Here is a 20,081-nt window from a genome sequence, read left to right as displayed (position 1 = left end):
TAATCATAGTCATTAAATTTCAATAATTTAATGGAAACTAATGCTGCTTGTGACCCTTGTCTAACTTAGGTAACGCTTTGGGTAACTTGAATCGAGTAGATGATTTGTGCTGGTTACTGATCATTCGCCACATCTTCTGAAAAATATGCGCTTTTCCTTTACCTGATTGGACTTGATGACTGGTGTTCAACCACGCTTTATCATTACCGGCTCTACTCATTTCTAGATGTTCGGTTGATACACGCAAATGTCTGTACAACTGTGCCCTGGCCTTTGACCACTCGCCTTTCCTCACTTCAAGCCAAAACAGCAGCCATGGTGGCGTTGGGTGGGATTGATAATACCGCTTTCCGGCAAAGAACATACCAAGCGCTATAACCAGTACAGTAACCACCATGATTAAAGTACGTAAGTTAGCCTTCACAAAAGAAGCCGGAGTATGGCGTGCATGAAATTCTTTTCCTTCAAGGGTGATTGTTTCAAGCTTGCTGGTTTTGGCATTCCACCATTGGAACTGGTGCTCGGGTAGCTTGAAATCCCCCCCTTGCTGTATCACATAGACGGTTTCTTCAACTCGGCGTGATTGATAGTCGCCCCGCGTCTGCGAGTCATCCAATCTATGGGGTTGAGGGTATGCCTGAAAATAGGTCGATAACTCACTTTTTAACAGGTTCGGCAACAGTACAGAAAGGCTATCCTGAGCCTCGACAGTCACTTTACGTGTGATTGCATCACCAACTTTTAAATCATCGCTCGATTGCGACCACTCTTGCTTAACATCGACATTTGTCGCAGTAAACCAAGACGTATCCTCACTGAGCAAGCCTGACGGTAAACTAACGTTAAAGGCCAGCGGTTGGGTATATAAAGTACCTGCAACATTACTGCCATCTGGCGCTGAAACCTGCACATTCACAGCGAGTGGAGGCACGGTATAAGAGCCAGATTTAACAGGGTACAAGGTGATTTCCCACCGTTGGCGAGACCACGTCTGCCCGCCTTTTCGCTCGGTATAATTGGTGGCTAATTGATTGCGTTGCTTAGCGATGACATTGGAGATTTCAACCGACTCAATACGGGTGCCCCCGGTAAACCAACGAGGCGTGGCCACTTCAACATTCAAAATGGCCTGTTCATTGACACTAAAGCTAGGTGGGACCTTGGATGGTTCTGTCTCATTACCACTTTGTCCTTTATCATTCCCATCACTCAACCATGCCTTGATTTCTACATCATTGCTTTTCTGAAGCTGCTGAATAGTGACAGCGTAACCAGGCATACTCAGTAAAGATAAGATTAGAGCTAGCCATAATGGTAATGAGGTAATAAACCCTGTTCTCATTGTTGTACCTCACCGGTCAAATCGCTTTTATTTGAATCATTGAGCTGGATCTGAAATTTTGCCCGCAGAAAGTACTTAGGATCGGCTTCTACCCGCCTTAACCATTTATCCGCCAGTTCATCACTGCCTAAAATTTCGCTGGCATTCAGTGTGTCTTTGATCATAAGCTCTGCGGCGGTTTTTTCATCGGCTCCATCAGCTGTGCGAGGTTTGTCATCACTCAACTCGAAAGACTCTTCCGGTCCATCCGTTGTGCCCGCTTGGCTTTCACTGGTGCGGTTGATTTCCTCTACGATGCCGCCGATAACCTTGAGGTTATGTTCAACACCAGATCGTAGTTCAGGATCAAGGATTCTCTTATCAGCTAGAGACTGTAATAAGTCTCTCGCAGCAAGATACTCCCGCTGCCTCGCCAATGCACTCGCCGCGTTGTACAAGCCAAAGTCACTGTCCATTTGCAAGAATGCTCGGTGGGCCTGTTTATACTCACTGGCATAGTAATAGGCCGTCCCTTTTCTTAGCGGGTCAACGAAATGCTTCGCAGCCTCTAGGTAGTCCCCTTTATTGAACAGCCACTGACCTTGCTGATCTGGCGTTAGCCACAAATCCCACCACCATTGCGCTGTTTTATCCCAGACTGTCACCTCTGCTGCAGGTGCAGTTGGCTGTGCTTTTGATGAGACGATTGTTTCCGCTTTAACAACAGGTGCGACCAATAGGCTTCCACTCAGGGTCATGACCACACACCATTGCACCAGCCAACCTTTGCGGAACCACAGCAGCATAAGAAGGGCAATGGGCAGCAACAGTTGATACCCCATATCCTGCCAAGGCATCGATGACTCACCATTAAGTTGCATGTTCCGCTCAACTGAGCGGTTAAGCCGTTCTATATCGCTACTATCGACAGTAACTGAAATGAATCGGCCTCCGGTGTCACTGGCAAGTTGCCTTAATGAATCAAAATCCGCAGGCGCATCGCTGACAACATCACGGTTACCCGCGCCCAGTATCATCAATTGATATGGTTTGTCTGCAAAATAGGTTTTAAAAGCCTCAGCAGTATTCGGGTTAACACCATCAGAAACCATCAACACTGTCGAGCCAGGCCTCCCTTGCAGTAGCTGATCAATAAGCGGCAAAGCCTGTTCAGCAAACTTGCCTTCAACCGGCATAATTTCAGGGGAAATCGCCGCCAATATCGGCTCAAACACCTTTGTATCTTGAGTCATTGGCATCGCAACATGGGCAGAGCCTGCATACACCACCAAACCTGTGCTGCCACCTTGGCGCAGTGCTAACAAGTCACGGACTTTATGTTTTGCCCGCTCTAATCGGCTTGGAGGTAAATCTTTCTCAAGCATCGACTCGCTGCTATCAAGCAGCACCAACATTGAGGCTTTATCCTCACCAAACGGTGAAGCTTGACGCTGCCATGTTGGTCCGGCGCATATCACAATCGCTATCGCAATGATGGCCATCAGTAATTTAAGCGGCAGTTGCTTGCTCCAGCCTCTTTCCCCAATAGTCAGCACATTACGAAGGTGCTCAGGCAGTACATCTTTCCAAGAAGGCTGACTATCTTCACGCCAGCGAAGCCACAATAAAAGCCCCATAGGTATAAAAGCCAGCAACCACATCGGTCTGATAAAATGAAACTGAGTAATCACCTGCTGTAGGTTCACGCTATCCAACATGGTTACCCTCCGAGTCTTCTTTTTGCGAGCTAGTTTTCTTCAAGCTAGCCTCAGAGCCTTTATCCTCCGAGACCCGACGCCGGTGACTGTTGCTGCGTCGATTAAATGTTGCCAGCGAGAATGCAACTAAGTACATCACAACGACGACCGCAATCAGATAGTGGTGAATGCTTTGCTTGGGACGATAGGTTGAGCTTTCATAGAGTTGAGGCTCAAGCTTGCCAATCTCTTCATAAGCAGCAGAGAGTGCTTGACGATCTAATGCAACAAAAGCTTGTCCGCCCGACTCTTGAGCGACACGGTTGATGGTGTCCATATCAAGCGCCGTCTCGCCAACTGTTTGCGGGTCGCCCATGGCAATCATATGGATCCTTACCCCTTTTGCCTTGGCAACCTTGGCTGCTTCAATCGGTTCAACAAAACTATCGGTATCATTACCATCGGTAAGCACGATAGCGACTTTCTCTCTATCTGCATCACCTTTTTCCTGGTGGCTTTGATCAAACACTTTAATTCCCAACCCCATCGCATCCCCTAGATGGGTGCTCTGACCCGCCATAGCCACTTCGGTTTGGTTAAGCAGCGCTAGCCACACATCCTGATCGGCCGTAAACGGTGTTTGCAAAAAAGCCGCATCGCCAAACAGAATCAAGCCCAAGCGATCGCCCTCTCGGGTTTTGACAAAATCTGCCAATACCTCTTTCACGGCATCAAGACGGGAGACTCTCTGGCCTTTTTCGGAGGTAAAATCCTTTTCAGCCATTGATCCTGAAAGATCCACCAGCACCATGACATCCCGACCAAAGCTCTCCCTCACTTGCGGAGCGCCCAAAATAGTTGGCTTGGCTAAGGCTGTGATAATCAGTATCCAAGAAATCACCAAGGTCATACGTTGCCACCAAGATGGTGATAGCTGGTTGGCACCAGCGGAGGGGGTTTCACCTAGCGCCTCAATCAACTGGCTGAAAAATGGCACTTTGATCGCACTTTGCTTGGTACGATAAGCTGGAACAAAATAGACAACCAACAGTGGTAACGGCAGAGCCAGAAACCACCAAGGATGAATGAACTCCAAGTTAGTCAGGGAAAAATTAAACAGAGAAAAGTTAAACATGACGCCCTTCTCCCTGCTCTTTACGTTTAGTCACTAATTTGGCAATAAAACCGCTTTGGGTTTCGCGATGCCCGTGCTGTCTGTACTGAGATGAGTGACTCTTCACCCAGTTAACCGCTTGGTGCTGTAAACGGGTTCGCTCTTCAACATTCAATACCGTCGATGGGTCAACCAGTGACTGTGTCCACTTCTGGCCGAGTTCATCAGCAAAAACCTCTTTCCCACCACTCAACCTATCAAGCTGTTGTAAGAATGATTTGCCAAATAAACGGCCATAGGCGGGATCCAAGTACACCAGTACAACTTTCAAAATCGAGTACAGGCTATATTCAAAGTCTTGTTCATTGGGGTCGAGGTTATTTATTGCCGCAATGGCCTCGCTACGGTAGCGGTTATGCCACCAAAAAAGTAGCCGGCGATAAGCAAGAAAGGCAGCCAGAATAATCAAAGCGGTGGCAAGGATTTTCCAACCGATCGTTTGCGGCATCCAACTGACACTATCAGGTACGGTGACATCAAAAAGATCACGCAGTATATACGTGCTCGGAGGTGTATGTTCGATACTCATTGTTATTGTCTCCCAACAAGCCGTTGGAACTGACTAATGTGGGAACCCGAGGTATCCAGTTCAATAAAAGGAAGGCGTTTCAACGCCATTAATCGAGTCAGTGACTGGCGCGCAAGTTGGCTTCGCTCAGCCAAACTAGCACTGGCATTGGTGATTTTTTCTTTGGAGTCCAGGGTTAACTGATACCGTCCGTCTCCGACCACCCAATTTGATTTTGCGAGCTCATTTGGCAGAGTTTGCTCAAGAGGGTCGTTGACCATTACAGCCAGCACATCGTTATGTATTTGAAACTGCTTGAGCAGATCAAGGTGTTGCTCCTCACAATCACGCCAATCGGTAATAAATACCAGAGTCGATTGGGATAAATTCATTCGCTTAAGCTGCTCAAGCCACAGCGAAAAGCTCACCTTGCCACTATTTGTAGAATCAACGTTAAGTTGCTGATTAGCAATAGCCAAAAGCTTTAACTGCGCCATATACGCGTGCTGGGATCGCTGCGATTTACTGTGGTAGACCTTCTCGGCTGAAGCGATAACGACACCTACCCGATCGCCATCTTTGAGCACTCGCCAACCACACATGGCAGCAATTTCTGCGGCCACGACAGATTTCATCACTTGGGTCGACGAGAAGAACATCTGGCTACGCTGGTCGACGCAAATAATGACATTGCGATCTTTTTCTTCGGTATAACTGCGAACATGGGGCTTGCCCGTTCGAAGGGTTACCTTCCAGTCGAGATTACGAATATCATCGCCCATTTGATAATGACGCAGCTCTTCAAAGTTAAGCCCACGGCCTCGAAATAAGGAGTTATGTCGGCCCGACAAGACGCTACCGGCTTTCAAATGCGGCAATAAGCTAAACGTATTGATCTGGGACTGTAGACGCACTAACCGTGCGTAATCACAATATATACGACTATCAAGCCCGGCAGGCTGAGGGGCAATGTTCGGCTTTGCCATAATGCCCCCTTTTAACCGATTTCTACATGGTCAAGCAGCTCTTCAACAATCCGCAAGTGACTGATCCCATCGGCAAGGGCGTCGTAGCTCAGGGTAAAGCGGTGGCCAAGCACCATAGGTGCCATGGCACGAACATCGTCCGGCAAAACATGGTCACGACCTTGAAGCCAAGCATAGGCTCGCGCGCATTTATCCAGTGCAATAGAAGCACGTGGACTCGAGCCGACCTCAATCCATGTTGCAAGACTTGAATCTGGATAACGCTCTGGCTTACGTGTCGCCATGACCAAAGCAACAATATAGCGCTCGACAAGATCTGAAACCGCAATATTCGGCAGCTGACGGCGGGCCTCAAGTACAATATCTGTTTCAATATATTGATGTGCTTGATCTTCGGAGTGAGATTCACTGGCTCCCAACTCTTCACCACGTACTAGACGAATAATATCAAGCTCGGCGTCATCTTCAGGGTATTCGACCGTTACCTTCATCATAAAACGGTCCATCTGTGCTTCCGGTAGTGGGTAGGTCCCCTCTTGCTCTACCGGGTTCTGTGTCGCCAGTACCATGAACAGCTCTGGTAATTGATGGGTTGTATCGCCTACTGTGATGGTTCCTTCCGCCATCGCTTCAAGTAGTGCGGCTTGCACTTTAGCCGGCGCTCGATTGACTTCATCAGCTAAGACAATACTGTTAAAAATTGGTCCAGGTTGGAAATGGAGCTGGGGTTTGCCGTCGAGATCTTGATAAATCTCGGTGCCCGTTACATCTGACGGCAACAAGTCAGGCGTAAATTGAATTCGACCAAAATCCGTTTGGAGCAAAGCGGCTAAAGACTTCACCGAGCGAGTTTTTGCCGTACCAGGTAAGCCTTCTAAAAGAATATGACCATTAGCCAACAAGCCAATCACCAGTGCTTCAACGACATGGCGCTGCCCGATAACACTTTTCTCAGTTTGTTCAATCAGCTGATTTATAGCTTGCTGTGCTTGGTTCATAGATTCTCTCATCTAGTTAGTATTTTATGGACTGTATCGTACCCATAAGCCCGATAACTATTGGTTATACTGGCCATTACAGCTCAAGCCTTTTCATGGCTCCAATTTGCTATTACCCCCTAATCTGAGCTTTCAACTGAATCACCACTTCTGGTGGTACTATCTTGCCAAGCTGCTGCGTGCAGCCTTCAAACGCCGTAGCAACTTCTCCTCTTTGGTAATTGCGAGCCAGTACCTCACACCGCGCATACAAGTGCTGGGGATTACCGCTTAGTTCAAATGCCGTATTGATAGCCTCGCTTGCTGCCAGGACATCGCTTTGTTCCAGAGCCAACCCATAGACATACCAGTAATGGGAATTATCCTCGGCCATTTCAGCGGCTTTTTTCAGTAACGACTTGGCTTGCTGCATTTCTCCGGCTCGCAGGTACGCAAGCCCTGTACTGTAAGGTAATGCACTGTCGTTAGGCTGGGCCGCCATACCTTGTTTGAGCACATCGAGGGCTAGCGTTTCTTTGTTTTGGCTCCGGTACAAGTCAGCCAGATTGACATAGCTATTGGCAAAATATGGCTCGATCTCAATTGCCCCTCGATACCAAGAGATGGCTTCATCAGCATCCCCCATCGCGCGAGAAACGTTGCCAAGGTTCGTTCTGCCAAACCCTCTATCTGCATTGAATTGTTGGATCTCGATATATTCTTGCAACGGCTTGTTCAGGCTGTCTTTTTGCAACAGGTTCATTTGTGTCCAATGTACGACCAACGCCGCTGCCGTTTCTGTTCTCACCGACAAAACAGGATCTGATAACAATGGGGATATAATCTGCCAACGCTCCGGCCAACCGTAACTAGCCGAGCCTTCAATCGCGCCTAACCGAATCAACTCATTGTCATGTTTAACCGCTCTTGCCAAAGCCACCAAGGTGTTCTGTCCTGAATTACCCGCCATGCGAGACAGTGCCGAAGCTCTGATAATATGACTCAGGGACGAATCTTGAGCAGTATAAGAGAGTGCATCCGGCGCGGCTTTATGGCCAATGCTATCGGCATAAAATGCCACACCAAAATGCTGCTGATTGCGATACTTGGAGTTAGGGAAATGCTTGGCAAGCGTTTTATCTGCCCACTGATCAGTTTGATCTTCATGGCAACCAGTACACACATTGGGGGTGTTGATATGCTTGCTGATATCCGGCCTAGGGATATGCCAGCTGTGATCACGCCTAGGATCAACCTGCATATAGGTCGTTTCGGGCATATGGCAGGTAGTACATTTGGCCGCCTCCGAGCCTTCAGAATGAAGTGTGTGCTTGCTGGAAGCATATTCAGGTGAGACATGACACTGACTACACACAGCCTCTTCAGGGATCTTTAGTTTTGCAGTATGGGGATCATGGCAGTTGGTACAGGTCACCCCCTTCTCCGCCATTCGTGATTGCAAAAAAGAGCCATACACATAGTCCTCGTCATAAATCTGGCCGTCATGATAATAAAGCTCTGGGGTGATCAAGCTCAGCCGATACTTATCCAAAAATGAACCCTTAACATGATCAGCTGTTTCGTTAAGTTGAGTGCGGCGGCTATGGCATTGCGCACAAGTTTGTACTTGGTCAGTCGGACTTATCGAAGCAGGTTGAAGGGTTTTATGCCCCTCCTTTGCAACCCACTGTTTAACAGAAACAGTCAGATCACGCTCGAACCCCATTAGTCCATCTGAATGTGATGCAGACATATCACTATTGCGCTTTTTGACATAGTCGATATGTCCACTGGCAGGGCCATGGCAAGCCTCGCAACCGACATTGATTTCTGACCACGTGGTTTGATAGCTATCTGTCTTGCTATCGTAGTTTTTCTTTAGATTGGTTGAGTGGCAATCGGCGCACATAAAGTTCCAGTTCTGCCCAACATTGGTCCAATAGAATTCATCAACCGGTGTCGCGTCGGGATATAAGTGAAACCAACGTTGCCCACCTTTTTCTGGCGGACGAGCATCCCACGCAAAGGGAATTAACTGAATACGGCCATCAGGAAACTCGACCATATATTGCTGCAGAGGATAAACACCAAAGGTATAGCTAATTTTGAAGTCAGAGAATTGCTGATAAGCACCCGCGATATTGACCCAATACTCATCACCCTTTTTGAAAAAACGATTGGTTTTACCTTTATGTTCGAGCTTTTGGTCGGAAAAGTTGGCCATTACCGATTCAGGTGTTGCATGTTTCATCGCCATTTCATGGTGAGAACCCCGCCACGCTTTTACCTGCTCGGTATGACACTCAACGCAAGCTTCACTGCCAACATACTCAATGGATTGAGCAGTTGCATTATCAACGGTAAATCCTGATACGAATAAAAAAGCAAAACAGTTAACAACGAAGTTGTTGAGTTTGAATTTGCAAAGCCAATCCCATTGAAGCAACCGTGCCATAGCCTTCCTTGAAGAGTGATATCCCTGCAATAAAGATAGTGTATGAAAGACGATAAAGGGCTCCGAAGAGCCCTAGACATTCGTATTTAAATTCAGAACCTTATTTATTTGTTGGCTGTTGAAGTTTTTCCATTACCTGATCAAGCGAGAAGCTTGCCGCTTTCTGCCTTGGTGGGAACTCCTTGAAGGTTTCAAGGAACTTGGCCACATAAGCTTGGGCCGGCACTAGCATGAAGGCGCGGTCAAGCATCCAGTCGTAGTAGGTGTTCGAAGTAATGTCAGCGACCTCGTAAGGGTCCATCCTCAAATTGAAGATTTTAGGTACACGCAGTGGAGTGAAAGGTTCAGCCCAAATACGTAATGTCCCTTTAGCACGCTGCTCCAAGAATACGATCTTCCAGTTGTTGTAGCGAAGTGAACTCAGATCACCGTCATCGGTGAAGTAGAACACTTCTTCTCGAGGCCCTTTATCCACTTCACCGGTTAGGTATGGCAGGAAGTTGTACCCGTCGAGGTGAACTTTAAAATTCTTATCGCCTGCTTGGTGACCTTCAAGTAGCTTCTCTTTGATCTTGTCATCACCGGCTGCTGCGAGGAAGGTTGGCATCCAGTCCATGTGGTGCATGATCTCATTGGATACACTGCCCGGCTCAATTTTACCTGGCCAACGTACCATGGCGGGTACTCGGTATGCCCCTTCCCAGTTAGTATTCTTTTCACCACGGAATGGCGTCAAACCGGCATCTGGCCACGAGTTCATGTGCGGGCCGTTATCAGTCGAATAAAAGACAATGGTGTTATCCTTGATGCCGAGATCGTCCACTTTCTTAAGTAACTCACCGACATGGTTATCGTGCTCAACCATACCGTCGGCATAAAAACTGATCCCGGTCTTGCCTGAGTTCGCTTCTTTAACATGAGTACGGAAATGCATACGAGTTGCATTCCACCATACAAAGAATGGCTTCTCGGCTTTCACTGCGCGATCCATGAAGTCCAAAGCAGCCTCAAGTGTCTCATCATCAACGGTTTCCATCCGCTTACGAGTCAGAGGACCTGTATCCTCAATCTTGCCGTCAGCATATGATTTGATGACACCGCGAGGGCCAAACTTCTTACGGAAGTCAGGGTCTTTAGGGTAATCAACATTCTCCGGTTCTTCCTCAGCATTGAGGTGATAGAGGTTACCAAAAAATTCATCAAAACCATGATTAGTTGGCAGGTGTTCATCTTTATCACCGAGGTGGTTCTTACCAAACTGACCTGTCATATAACCCAGCGGTTTTAGCAGCTCTGCAATAGTGGCATCTTCCGCTTGCAAACCGAGATCAGCACCGGGAAGTCCCACTTTACTCAGCCCTGTTCTCAATACAGTTTGCCCGGTAATAAACGTCGAACGGCCAGCGGTACAGGATTGCTCACCGTAATAATCGGTAAACATCATCCCTTCCTTGGCAATACTGTCTATGTTCGGAGTGTGATAGCCAACCAACCCAAATGTGTAGGCACTGACATTGGTTTGCCCGATGTCATCACCCCAGATAACTAAAATATTGGGTTTCTCTGCTGCGATACTACTGCTTGCAGCACCGACCAGCAGTGTTGCAAGTATCATTATTCGGCTTTTGAAGCCTTTTCTCGCTGTCATATAAACCTCAGTCACTAAGTTAAAATGGCGTCCTGCAACAAAAATTAATAGCTCACAATGGGTAGTTCCGCGACCTGCACCACTCAAAATTAAGTATTTTTCTGCGATTAAAATAGTCCGAAGCCGTGCCTTAAGACCAACTTCGCCTGCGGAAACAGGTGTGATACTCATCACGGTTAACGTCGATTTTACTTCACTCTCATTTGATTAAAAGCGTTTATAAAACATCATATTAGCTAACGTAATTAACCAAAGGTTATAACCGCTATAAAGCGACAAAGCCCCTTAGTTGCCAGTAACTTAGCGCCCAACGACAAATAAGCACCTTTCGTGCTGATTAAAAAAACGCTCTTAATTTGAACGGAGTTATTATGGCAAACCAAGTAAGTAAACTGGCTGTCGGTCTTGGGGTTCTCGCAACGTCAAGCGCTGCTGTTGCAGCAGACAAACCAAACATTCTGGCGATTTTCGGTGACGATGTGGGTTACTGGAATATCAGCGCGTATAACCAAGGCATGATGGGTTACGAAACCCCCAATATTGACCGTATCGCCAATGAAGGTGCATTGTTTACTGATCACTACGGTCAACAGTCTTGTACTGCTGGTCGCGCATCCTTCATTACGGGTCAAGAACCTTTCCGCACCGGCCTTTTGACCATTGGTATGCCAGGCTCCACACACGGTATCCCTGATTGGGCACCAACTATTGCTGACTTGCTAAAAGAGCAAGGCTACATGACCGCGCAGTTTGGTAAGAACCACTTGGGCGATCAGGATCAACACCTTCCAACCGCTCACGGTTTTGATGAGTTCTTCGGTAACCTCTACCACCTTAACGCGGAAGAAGAGCCTGAAACTTACTACTACCCGAAAGATCCTGAGTTCCGTAAGAACTATGGTCCTCGTGGCGTGATCAAATCTTACGCTGACGGCAAAATTGAAGATACCGGCCCGATGACCCGTAAGCGTATGGAGCACGCAGATGAGGAATTCCTTGAAGAATCACTTGCCTTCATGGAAAAAGCAGTAAAAGCCGACAAGCCTTTCTTTATCTGGCATAACACCACCCGCATGCACGTTTGGACTCGCCTACAAGAGAAGTACCAAGGTAAATCGGGTATCAGTATTTACGCTGACGGCATGCTAGAACACGATGATCACGTAGGTATCTTGCTAGACAAGCTTGACGAGCTAAAGATTGCTGACAACACCATCGTTATTTACTCTACGGATAACGGTGCTGAGACCGTAACTTGGCCTGATGGTGGTGCAACCCCATTCCACGGTGAGAAAGGCACTACCTGGGAAGGTGGTATGCGTGTTCCTCAGCTTGTTCGCTGGCCGGGTGTGATTGAACCTGGCTCTCGTATCAATGAAATGATGGCGCACCAAGATTGGCTACCAACGCTTATGGATGCTGCCGGTGTGCCAGATGTGAAAGAACAGCTGGCTGAAGGCTACACAGCTAATGGTAAAGACTGGCGTGTACATATCGATGGCTACAACTTTAAGCCATTCTTTGAAGGTAAAGAAGACAAAGCACCTCGAGAGTCTCTGCTGTATTTCTCAGCCAACGGTGAGCTGAACGCAGTACGCTGGCACGACTGGAAACTGAACTTCGCCGTGATGGAAGGTAACATTTCTGACGCTATTCGCTTTGAGCAAAACTGGCCGCAGATCATCCACCTCCGTGCTGACCCGTTCGAAAAAGCTCCACACGAATCGGCTATGTACATGCGTTGGATGGCTGACAACATGTGGTTGTTCGTACCGATTCAGGACGTAATCGGTGATTTCTTCAAGACGCTGCCAGACTACCCAATGCAGCAAGGCCAGTTGATGAATCCTGCTTCAATCAATTACCAATCATTGGGTCTACAAGGCAAGATGCAACAACTAGATGCCCTGCAGCAGAAAGTTGAAACGATGAAATAATTATCCTTCCTTTTGGATAAACCAAAACGCCCGCGATTCTATGAATGCGGGCGTTTTCTTGTTTGGGGTTTAGGTTGAGAGTTTTGGTGATTTTCTACAAACCTTTCTCTTACACTGCGAAGATGGTTGGCGCTTTTCCGTTGCACGATTTCTCGAGTCCTTTTGCTATCCAAGCTCAAAGCTTGAACTCCTGGTTACAGTAGCTACAGCGGTAAATCTGCTTATATAGCAAGCGCTGCCACCAACGTCTCTTCACTCTTACTACTATTTTATGTTTGCACGATTTGTCCATCGCCATCGCCTGCTTTTGTCATACAAGGCGGCAAAGTATAGGAACAGAGCTCGTTTCATTAAACCGTCAATATGGAAACCCATCGTTTCATTTCATGGAACAGTAAACCCCACAGACTCTGATAAAATAGAACTAACAACCATTATCATCTTGCTGATATGAAAACAGAAGATATAAAGCTTTTCCATAAAGTCGTGGAGTTCGGTTCGATTTCAGAAACCGCGAAATGGATGGACTTGCCCAAATCAAATATTAGTCGTCGGATCAAGCAGCTGGAGGAAGATACCAGTATCAAATTATTCCATCGTCACAGTAGGAATGTCACTCTGACTGAATCTGGAAATCGCTTTTATATCTCAACTGTGTCGATCATCAAGGATCTTGACCAAACCGTTTTATCGCTACAAACCCCAGAAGATGATCTGCAGGGCAAACTCAAAATCATGGTCATGCCTGTCATGCTCAATAAAGCTCAATTGGTTTTGGACTTTATGACATTGCACCCGAATATTGAAGTTGAGGTGATTAGCTCCCCCTATGAGCAAGATTTAATTAAAAACAATATTGATATGGCTTTTAGGTTATCGAACAAAATCAGTGAAGAAAACTTGGTCGCCCGGGAAATGGCTAGAGAAACATTCGGTTTGTATGCCTCACCCCAATATATTGCTGAATATGGTGAGCCGCAATCACTGGAAGATTTAGTAGAGCATTTGTTCATTGTCTATAGATTTAGTAATGGTCAAACTTTCGACAAAGTAACGAGTAAAAACGGAAATATCATCCATCCGAAATCTTCACTTACCGTGAACAGCATATCGCTAATGATAGAAGCGGCGACACAACATAAGGGAGTACTTTTTACTTCTAGACGCATTGGCAAACAGTTTGTGGATAAAGGGCTTCTGCAATTAATTATCCCAAGCTACGCACCAATAATGAATTTATCATGGCTTGTGCACCCACCAAGACATTTCATGTCACGTGAGGGTAAAGCCTTCCTTGATTTTGTCTTGGAAAGACAATCAGATTTGCTATATCCAGATTCAGAGCTCATCGATGTACTTAGAACACCGTTCAAACCACAACAATAAATAAACACAATAAAAATCAAGTCAAACATTGTTATTTACAAACGCAACTAAAAACAAACATAAACAACAAAAATAAAACCCTTGCAAACCCCCAAATTTCATGCACTTTTTATCCACCATAACGAGAAACATACAGCAACAAATTACCACCAAGAAAACAAACAAACAGTAACAAAATCAACATAATTTCAAACATGAGCATTTTACCGTGTTAATGACCGTAAAAAACCCCTCTAAAACTTGATCTAGACCTCGAAATTTCTTCGCTTTCCCTTTGAATAATCAGCAAGGTAGATCTACGATTAGCGCCTAAATGGAAAATCTTACGATAGCCCATTTCCTTACTACCCATGAAACAGAGTCTATTGCATGAATAACGATAAACGCCCCCTCTATATCCCTTACGCTGGCCCTGCGTTACTAGAAACTCCCCTGCTAAACAAAGGTAGTGCATTCTCTGTCGAAGAGCGTATGTTCTTCAACCTGGAAGGTTTGCTTCCAGAAGCTATCGAAACCATTGAAGAACAAACAGAACGTGCTTACAAACAGTTTTTGAAATTCGAAAACGACATGGATAAGCATATTTACCTACGCAATATTCAAGACACTAACGAAACCCTTTTCTACCGTTTGGTTGAAAACCACATCTCCGAGATGATGCCAATCATCTACACACCAACAGTTGGTGCAGCATGTGAAGATTTCTCAAACATTTACCGTCGTGGTCGTGGTCTTTTCATCTCTTACCCGAACCGTGACCGCATTGAAGACATGCTAAACAATGCATCTCGCCACAACGTGAAAGTTATTGTTGTGACGGACGGTGAGCGTATTCTTGGTTTGGGCGACCAAGGTATCGGTGGTATGGGTATTCCAATCGGTAAGCTTTCTCTTTACACAGCGTGTGGCGGTATCAGCCCGGCTTACACCCTACCGGTTGTGCTTGATGTTGGTACTAACAACCCACAGCGTCTATCTGATCCTATGTACATGGGTTGGCGTCATCCTCGTATCTCTGGCCAAGAGTACGACAACTTCGTTGATGAGTTCATTCAAGCAGTTAAACAACGTTGGCCTGATGCCTTGATTCAGTTCGAAGACTTTGCTCAGAAAAACGCTATGCCTCTACTTGAGCGTTATAAAGACAAAGTATGCTGCTTCAACGATGACATCCAAGGTACAGCAGCAGTGACTGTGGGCTCACTGCTAGCCGCATGTAAAGCAGCAGGCAGCAAGCTATCTGAGCAGCGTGTCACCTTCCTGGGTGCAGGCTCTGCTGGTTGTGGTATCGCTGAAGCGATTATTGCGCAGATGGTCTCAGAGGGTATTTCTGACCAACAAGCACGTAGCCAGGTATACATGGTTGACCGCTGGGGTCTGTTGGTTGATGACATGCCAAACCTGATCAATTTCCAGAAGAAGCTAGTTCAGCAGCGCTCGACCATCAACGAGTGGGATACAGAAGACAACAACATCTCCCTACTAGATGTAATGCGCAATGCCAAACCTACTGTTCTGATCGGTGTATCTGGCGTTCCTGGCCTATTTAGTGAAGAAGTGATCCGCGAAATGCATGCACATTGCGAGCGTCCAATCATCTTCCCGCTATCAAACCCGACTAGCCGTGTGGAAGCAACGCCTGCAGACATCATTCGCTGGACTGACGGTAACGCACTAGTGGCAACGGGTTCACCATTCGAACCTGTCGTTCACAACGGTAAGACATACCCGATTGCCCAGTGTAACAACAGCTACATCTTCCCTGGTATTGGACTTGGTGTTCTAGCCGTGGGTGCTCGTCGCGTAACTGACGAAATGCTAATGGAAAGTAGCCGTGCGCTAGCAGAGTGTTCACCACTAGCTATCAACGGCCAAGGTGCCCTACTACCGCCTTTGGAAGAGATCCAGGACGTTTCTCGCCATATCGCGTTTGCCGTTGCTAAAAAAGCTGTTGAACAGCGTAAAGCGCCTAAGAATACTGATGAGCGTATTAAAGAGAAGATCAACGACAACTTCTGGAATGCAGAATACCGTCGTTACAAGCGTACTTCTTTCTAATTTATTTAGGGCAGCATTTAGCTTTCCCCTATTTAAAGGCATCATATCTACTAAGACCCGCCAATAGGCGGGTCTTCTTTATACATTCTTTTTGGTAATTGCAAACTTGCTTTACCGCTATATTAATATTTTCCGTGTTTCCTCCAAAAAAAACACTAAGTCGATACTCAATAATCCACAGTGCAATTACTATATTTCAATCAAACTAAGCAATAGTTTGATGTTTCATAAAGTACGAACAGTTTGTATTCATTAGTAAAGGTATTGGTAATAGTATGCAGGATCTGCCAATTTGCTCTAAATGTGGCCAAGATGAAGAGTATCTCGTTTCAGAAACTGGGGGATATGTGTGCATCTGTGGCCATCAGTTCGAAGGGCAAGAACTTGATGAAATCGAAAAAGACACCAACCTTTCTACTCGGCGAGAAGTAAAAACCAACGCTTACCAAGCCACTTACCAGCATCGTTCAACGTCCCTACTACACTAAACGTCTACACCCAAGTTACCCATATAAAGATCTGTCACTGGTTAAAACCGCTTTTAATGAGCGGTTTTTATTTAACTAATTCATGAAAAATTATTCATCACAGCCATCCAATCCTTTCACAGCCATTCTCAAATGTTAAGAATAGTTGAAATTCACACAACAACTCACGGTTAAATATTCTGCATTATTTAGTTAACACAGAGTAAAAACCAAAAATATCACCAATTATACACCGTTCATTAAGCACCTGTAAGAAACCTAGCAACACAAAGATAAATATATGAAATTAATGAGTTAATTTTACAGAATCAAATACTGCAAGCTTGAGTTGCGCAAATCTCATTGAAAAAACGTGATGTATATCACGCTGATGTAGGCGAATTTCGTGCTAACTTACCGCCCCGTCTACAGATGAAACACCTGATTCTATGTTTCACAATTGTAACTTCAACAAGTTACACATGGCTGGATTCTTCCAGTAAATAACAAATATAAATTCAGAATCATATTCATGAACTGTCATGTAAATGGACGTTTCAGTTTGCTCAACCAGTAATGGTTGAGTGTCATATACAGGAAATTAGTATGAGTGTTACAAACGAAACTTGGTTGACCTCGCTGAACGATGGCCTAGAAGCCGTCATCGGCGCAATTAACGGTGTACTTTGGGGCCAACTCCTTGTTTACCTACTGGTAGCAGTCGGTATTTACTTCACTTTACGTCTCGGCTTTATCCAAATTCGCCAGTTCCGCCATTCTGTTGATGTCCTAAAAAGCGGTAAAGATGTTGATAACGGTATCAGCTCTTACCAAGTGTTCTGTACATCAATGGCAGCCCGTGTAGGTACAGGTAACATGGCGGGTGTTGCTGTTGCTCTAACCGTAGGTGGCCCAGGTGCTATCTTCTGGATGTGGTTGATTGCCCTATTTGGTATGTCTACTGCATTTATCGAGTCAACACTGGCACAGATCTACAAGACCAAAGACGTTGACGGCCAATACCGTGGTGGCCCAGCCTACTACATGGAAAAAGGCCTAGGTATGCGCTGGATGGGCTCACTATTCTCAGTGTTCCTAATCATTGCATTCGGTTTGGTATTCAACGCAGTACAAGCAAACACCATCACAGATGCACTAAGCCACTCTTTCGGCTTTGACGAAACCATCATGGGTGTTGTGATTGTTGCCTTCTCTGCCTTCTTCATCATGGGCGGTCTACGCAAGATTGCGGCAGCATCAGCGAAAATCGTTCCAGTAATGGCTATCGGCTACCTGGCAATTGCAATGATCATCGTGATCATGAACATCACTGAGCTTCCAGCCGTTCTTGCTCTTATCGTTAAGAGTGCATTCGGCTGGCAAGAAGCGGCAGCAGGTGGTGTGGCTTACACCATTGCTCAAGCGATGCAAAGCGGTATCGCACGTGGTCTATTCTCGAACGAAGCAGGTATGGGTTCTGCAGCAAACGTTGCAGCAAGTGCGACACCAAACCCGAACCACCCAGCGTCTCAGGGTTTCGTTCAGATGCTAGGTGTATTTGTTGATACCATCGTTATCTGTTCTGCCTCTGCAGCAATGATCATGCTAAGTGGTGTGATGGATCAGCCAAACGCAGCGACAGGTATCAGCCTGCTTCAGCAAGCGCTAACAAGCGAGCTAGGTAGCTGGACAACTTACTTCATGGCGGCTGCGATTCTGCTGTTCTGTTTCTCGTCAATCATCGCGAACTACAGCTACGCAGAAACTAACGTAATGTTCCTGAACGGTAACACTAAGAAAGGTCTTTTTGCCTTCCGTCTGTGTGTACTTGTGATGGTAATGTTCGGCTCTGTTGCTTCACTTCCTGTGGTTTGGAACCTAGCTGATGCCTCTATGGGTATGATGGCGCTAATCAACATCGTTGCTCTAGTGATGCTATCTAAACTGGCTATCAAGGTTATCAAAGACTACGAAACACAGCTTAAAGCAGGTAAGACTCCAGAGTTTGACCGTTCTAAGTTCCCAGAGCTAGATGACCTAGACGGTGCATGGCACCCAGAAGGTACTGAGCCGGTAGCTGCTACTAGCAAGTAATCTTCTCTGAAGCTACAAACGAAAGGGCCAGCGTGAAAACGCTGGCCCTTTTCATTTATCTTAATGAAGGCCCTATTAAGGCCTAATTTCTTCACTCAAGACTCATAAATCAATTTACTTCGTGAGTTTTTCAGCCGTAATTCGAATTACATCTACCACAACATCACTTGCCGCCTGAAGCGATTTTACTGGCAAGTATTCGTAGATAGAGTGGAAGTTGTGAGCGCCGGTAAAGATATTCGGACATGGCAAGCCTTTTTGCGACAGCACCGCGCCATCGTAACCGCCACGCATTGGGATCGCATTCATCTCGATATTGTTGCGCTGATAAGCCTCCTTGGCGATATCGATAGGGAACCCCGCCTCACCTTCTAGGCTATTGGCCACGTTCTCATAGCGGTCTGACAACTCGATGTCGATATGGCCTTCACCCCATAGTGTTTGGCAGCTATCGGCTAGTTGTTGCAAGAAAGTCATACGATGGGCATAGCCTTGCTTGGTAAAATCACGGATATCCATTTTGAGTACCGTTTTGGCACTGTTACCAGCCATCTCTTTGACCCAGTAATAACCTTCCCTTCCATCGGTATACTCCGGTGCCTCGCCCGGTGGCAACATAGAAATGAACTTATGGGCCATTAACAACGAGTTCTTGAGCTTTCCCTTGGCCGACATCGGGTGTGCGGATTGGCCAGTAAAAGTCACCACCGCATTACCCGCATTCCAGTTCTCATGAACAAACTCACCGATGCCACAGCAATCCAGGGTATAACCAAAATCAGCGCCGAAACTTTCTACATCAAAGGCCTTAGCACCGCGCAAGCCTTGCTCTTCATCTGGCAGGAATGCCACTTTGACTGGACCATGCTCAATCTCTGGGTTTTCAGTTAACACCTGAATTGCGTTCATGATAGCTGCAATTGCCGCTTTATCATCTGCCCCCAGCAAGCTGGTACCGTCGGTAACGATAATTTTCTGCCCCTGATATTGACTGATTTCAGGAAACTCTGCTTGCTTGAGCACTATCTGTAATGCTTCATTCAGTACGATATCGCCACCTTGATAAGAAACAATCTGAGCCTTGGTGTCATTGGTTTGCTCGGCGCTGGTATCTAGGTGGGCAAAGAAAGAAACAGTGGGTAAGTCTTTATTGGTATTGGAAGGCAATGTCGCGGTAAGAATCGCGGTATCTCGAAGAACGACCTCTTCCATGCCTAAGGTTTCAAGCTCTGCTTTTAGTAGCAGAGCCAGTTCCATCTGCCCTTGGGAAGAAGGCATGATGCCCGCGGCGCCTTTTTCACTGCTGGTTGTTGTATTAATTTGGGTATAGTTGATAAATCTATCGACAATATTCATGTTTCAGCTCCGATCTG

Annotated in this window: 14 protein-coding genes; 5 read left to right on the top strand and 9 right to left on the bottom strand. The window is 46.2% G+C overall.

Annotated elements, in window-relative coordinates; genetic code table 11:
- Nucleotides 1–37 precede the first annotated feature (37 nt).
- From ACXAD4_RS08660 to ACXAD4_RS08625, 8 genes are all read right to left on the bottom strand, one after another.
- Nucleotides 38–1,342 carry a BatD family protein gene (locus ACXAD4_RS08660; protein ID WP_475240627.1) on the bottom strand — a complete coding sequence of 435 codons (1,305 nt, stop codon included), beginning with the start codon at nucleotides 1,340–1,342 and terminating at the stop codon, nucleotides 38–40.
- Nucleotides 1,339–3,039: a vWA domain-containing protein gene (locus ACXAD4_RS08655; RefSeq protein ID WP_475240625.1), complete on the bottom strand. Its 1,701-nt coding sequence runs from the start codon at nucleotides 3,037–3,039 to the stop codon at nucleotides 1,339–1,341. Before ACXAD4_RS08655 ends, ACXAD4_RS08660 begins: the two co-directional genes overlap by 4 nt.
- Complete coding sequence (locus tag ACXAD4_RS08650) at nucleotides 3,029–4,153, bottom strand: vWA domain-containing protein (protein WP_475240623.1); 1,125 nt, start codon at nucleotides 4,151–4,153, stop codon at nucleotides 3,029–3,031. Before ACXAD4_RS08650 ends, ACXAD4_RS08655 begins: the two co-directional genes overlap by 11 nt.
- Nucleotides 4,146–4,721: a DUF4381 domain-containing protein gene (locus tag ACXAD4_RS08645; RefSeq protein ID WP_475240621.1), complete on the bottom strand. Its 576-nt coding sequence runs from the start codon at nucleotides 4,719–4,721 to the stop codon at nucleotides 4,146–4,148. The genes ACXAD4_RS08650 and ACXAD4_RS08645 overlap by 8 nt, the downstream gene beginning before the upstream one ends.
- 2 nt (nucleotides 4,722–4,723) lie before the next feature.
- Nucleotides 4,724–5,686 (bottom strand): DUF58 domain-containing protein, encoded by a 963-nt coding sequence (locus ACXAD4_RS08640; RefSeq protein WP_475240619.1) that lies wholly within the window; start codon nucleotides 5,684–5,686, stop codon nucleotides 4,724–4,726.
- A gap of 11 nt (nucleotides 5,687–5,697) precedes the next feature.
- Complete coding sequence (locus tag ACXAD4_RS08635; protein WP_475240617.1) at nucleotides 5,698–6,684, bottom strand: AAA family ATPase; 987 nt, start codon at nucleotides 6,682–6,684, stop codon at nucleotides 5,698–5,700.
- Nucleotides 6,685–6,796: 112 nt separating this feature from the next.
- Nucleotides 6,797–9,118, bottom strand: coding sequence for a multiheme c-type cytochrome (locus tag ACXAD4_RS08630; protein ID WP_475240616.1), 2,322 nt, complete (start codon nucleotides 9,116–9,118; stop codon nucleotides 6,797–6,799).
- A 100-nt stretch (nucleotides 9,119–9,218) separates the two neighbouring features.
- Nucleotides 9,219–10,766 (bottom strand): arylsulfatase, encoded by a 1,548-nt coding sequence (locus tag ACXAD4_RS08625; RefSeq protein ID WP_475240614.1) that lies wholly within the window; start codon nucleotides 10,764–10,766, stop codon nucleotides 9,219–9,221.
- 371 nt (nucleotides 10,767–11,137) lie between these two features.
- On the opposite strand from ACXAD4_RS08625, the gene ACXAD4_RS08620 reads away from it, so the two are divergent.
- From ACXAD4_RS08620 to ACXAD4_RS08600, 5 genes are all read left to right on the top strand, one after another.
- On the top strand, nucleotides 11,138–12,703 hold the full coding sequence (locus ACXAD4_RS08620; RefSeq protein ID WP_475240612.1) for an arylsulfatase: 1,566 nt from the start codon (nucleotides 11,138–11,140) through the stop codon (nucleotides 12,701–12,703).
- A gap of 450 nt (nucleotides 12,704–13,153) precedes the next feature.
- Nucleotides 13,154–14,089: a LysR family transcriptional regulator gene (locus tag ACXAD4_RS08615; protein ID WP_475240610.1), complete on the top strand. Its 936-nt coding sequence runs from the start codon at nucleotides 13,154–13,156 to the stop codon at nucleotides 14,087–14,089.
- 369 nt (nucleotides 14,090–14,458) lie between these two features.
- Entirely contained in the window at nucleotides 14,459–16,147 is a 1,689-nt protein-coding gene (locus ACXAD4_RS08610) for an NAD-dependent malic enzyme (protein ID WP_475240607.1), read from the top strand.
- 275 nt (nucleotides 16,148–16,422) lie between these two features.
- Complete coding sequence (locus ACXAD4_RS08605) at nucleotides 16,423–16,635, top strand: hypothetical protein (RefSeq protein ID WP_475240604.1); 213 nt, start codon at nucleotides 16,423–16,425, stop codon at nucleotides 16,633–16,635.
- A gap of 585 nt (nucleotides 16,636–17,220) precedes the next feature.
- Nucleotides 17,221–18,708 (top strand): alanine/glycine:cation symporter family protein, encoded by a 1,488-nt coding sequence (locus tag ACXAD4_RS08600; RefSeq protein WP_475240601.1) that lies wholly within the window; start codon nucleotides 17,221–17,223, stop codon nucleotides 18,706–18,708.
- A gap of 114 nt (nucleotides 18,709–18,822) precedes the next feature.
- Here the strand turns inward: ACXAD4_RS08600 and pepT are convergent, their stop codons facing one another.
- Nucleotides 18,823–20,064 (bottom strand): peptidase T, encoded by a 1,242-nt coding sequence (gene pepT, locus ACXAD4_RS08595; protein WP_475240600.1) that lies wholly within the window; start codon nucleotides 20,062–20,064, stop codon nucleotides 18,823–18,825.
- Between the last annotated feature and the right edge of the window lie 17 nt (nucleotides 20,065–20,081).

The organism is Photobacterium sp. AWH4_225 (assembly GCF_056158405.1).
This window is presented reverse-complemented; position numbering and strand designations above follow the sequence as displayed.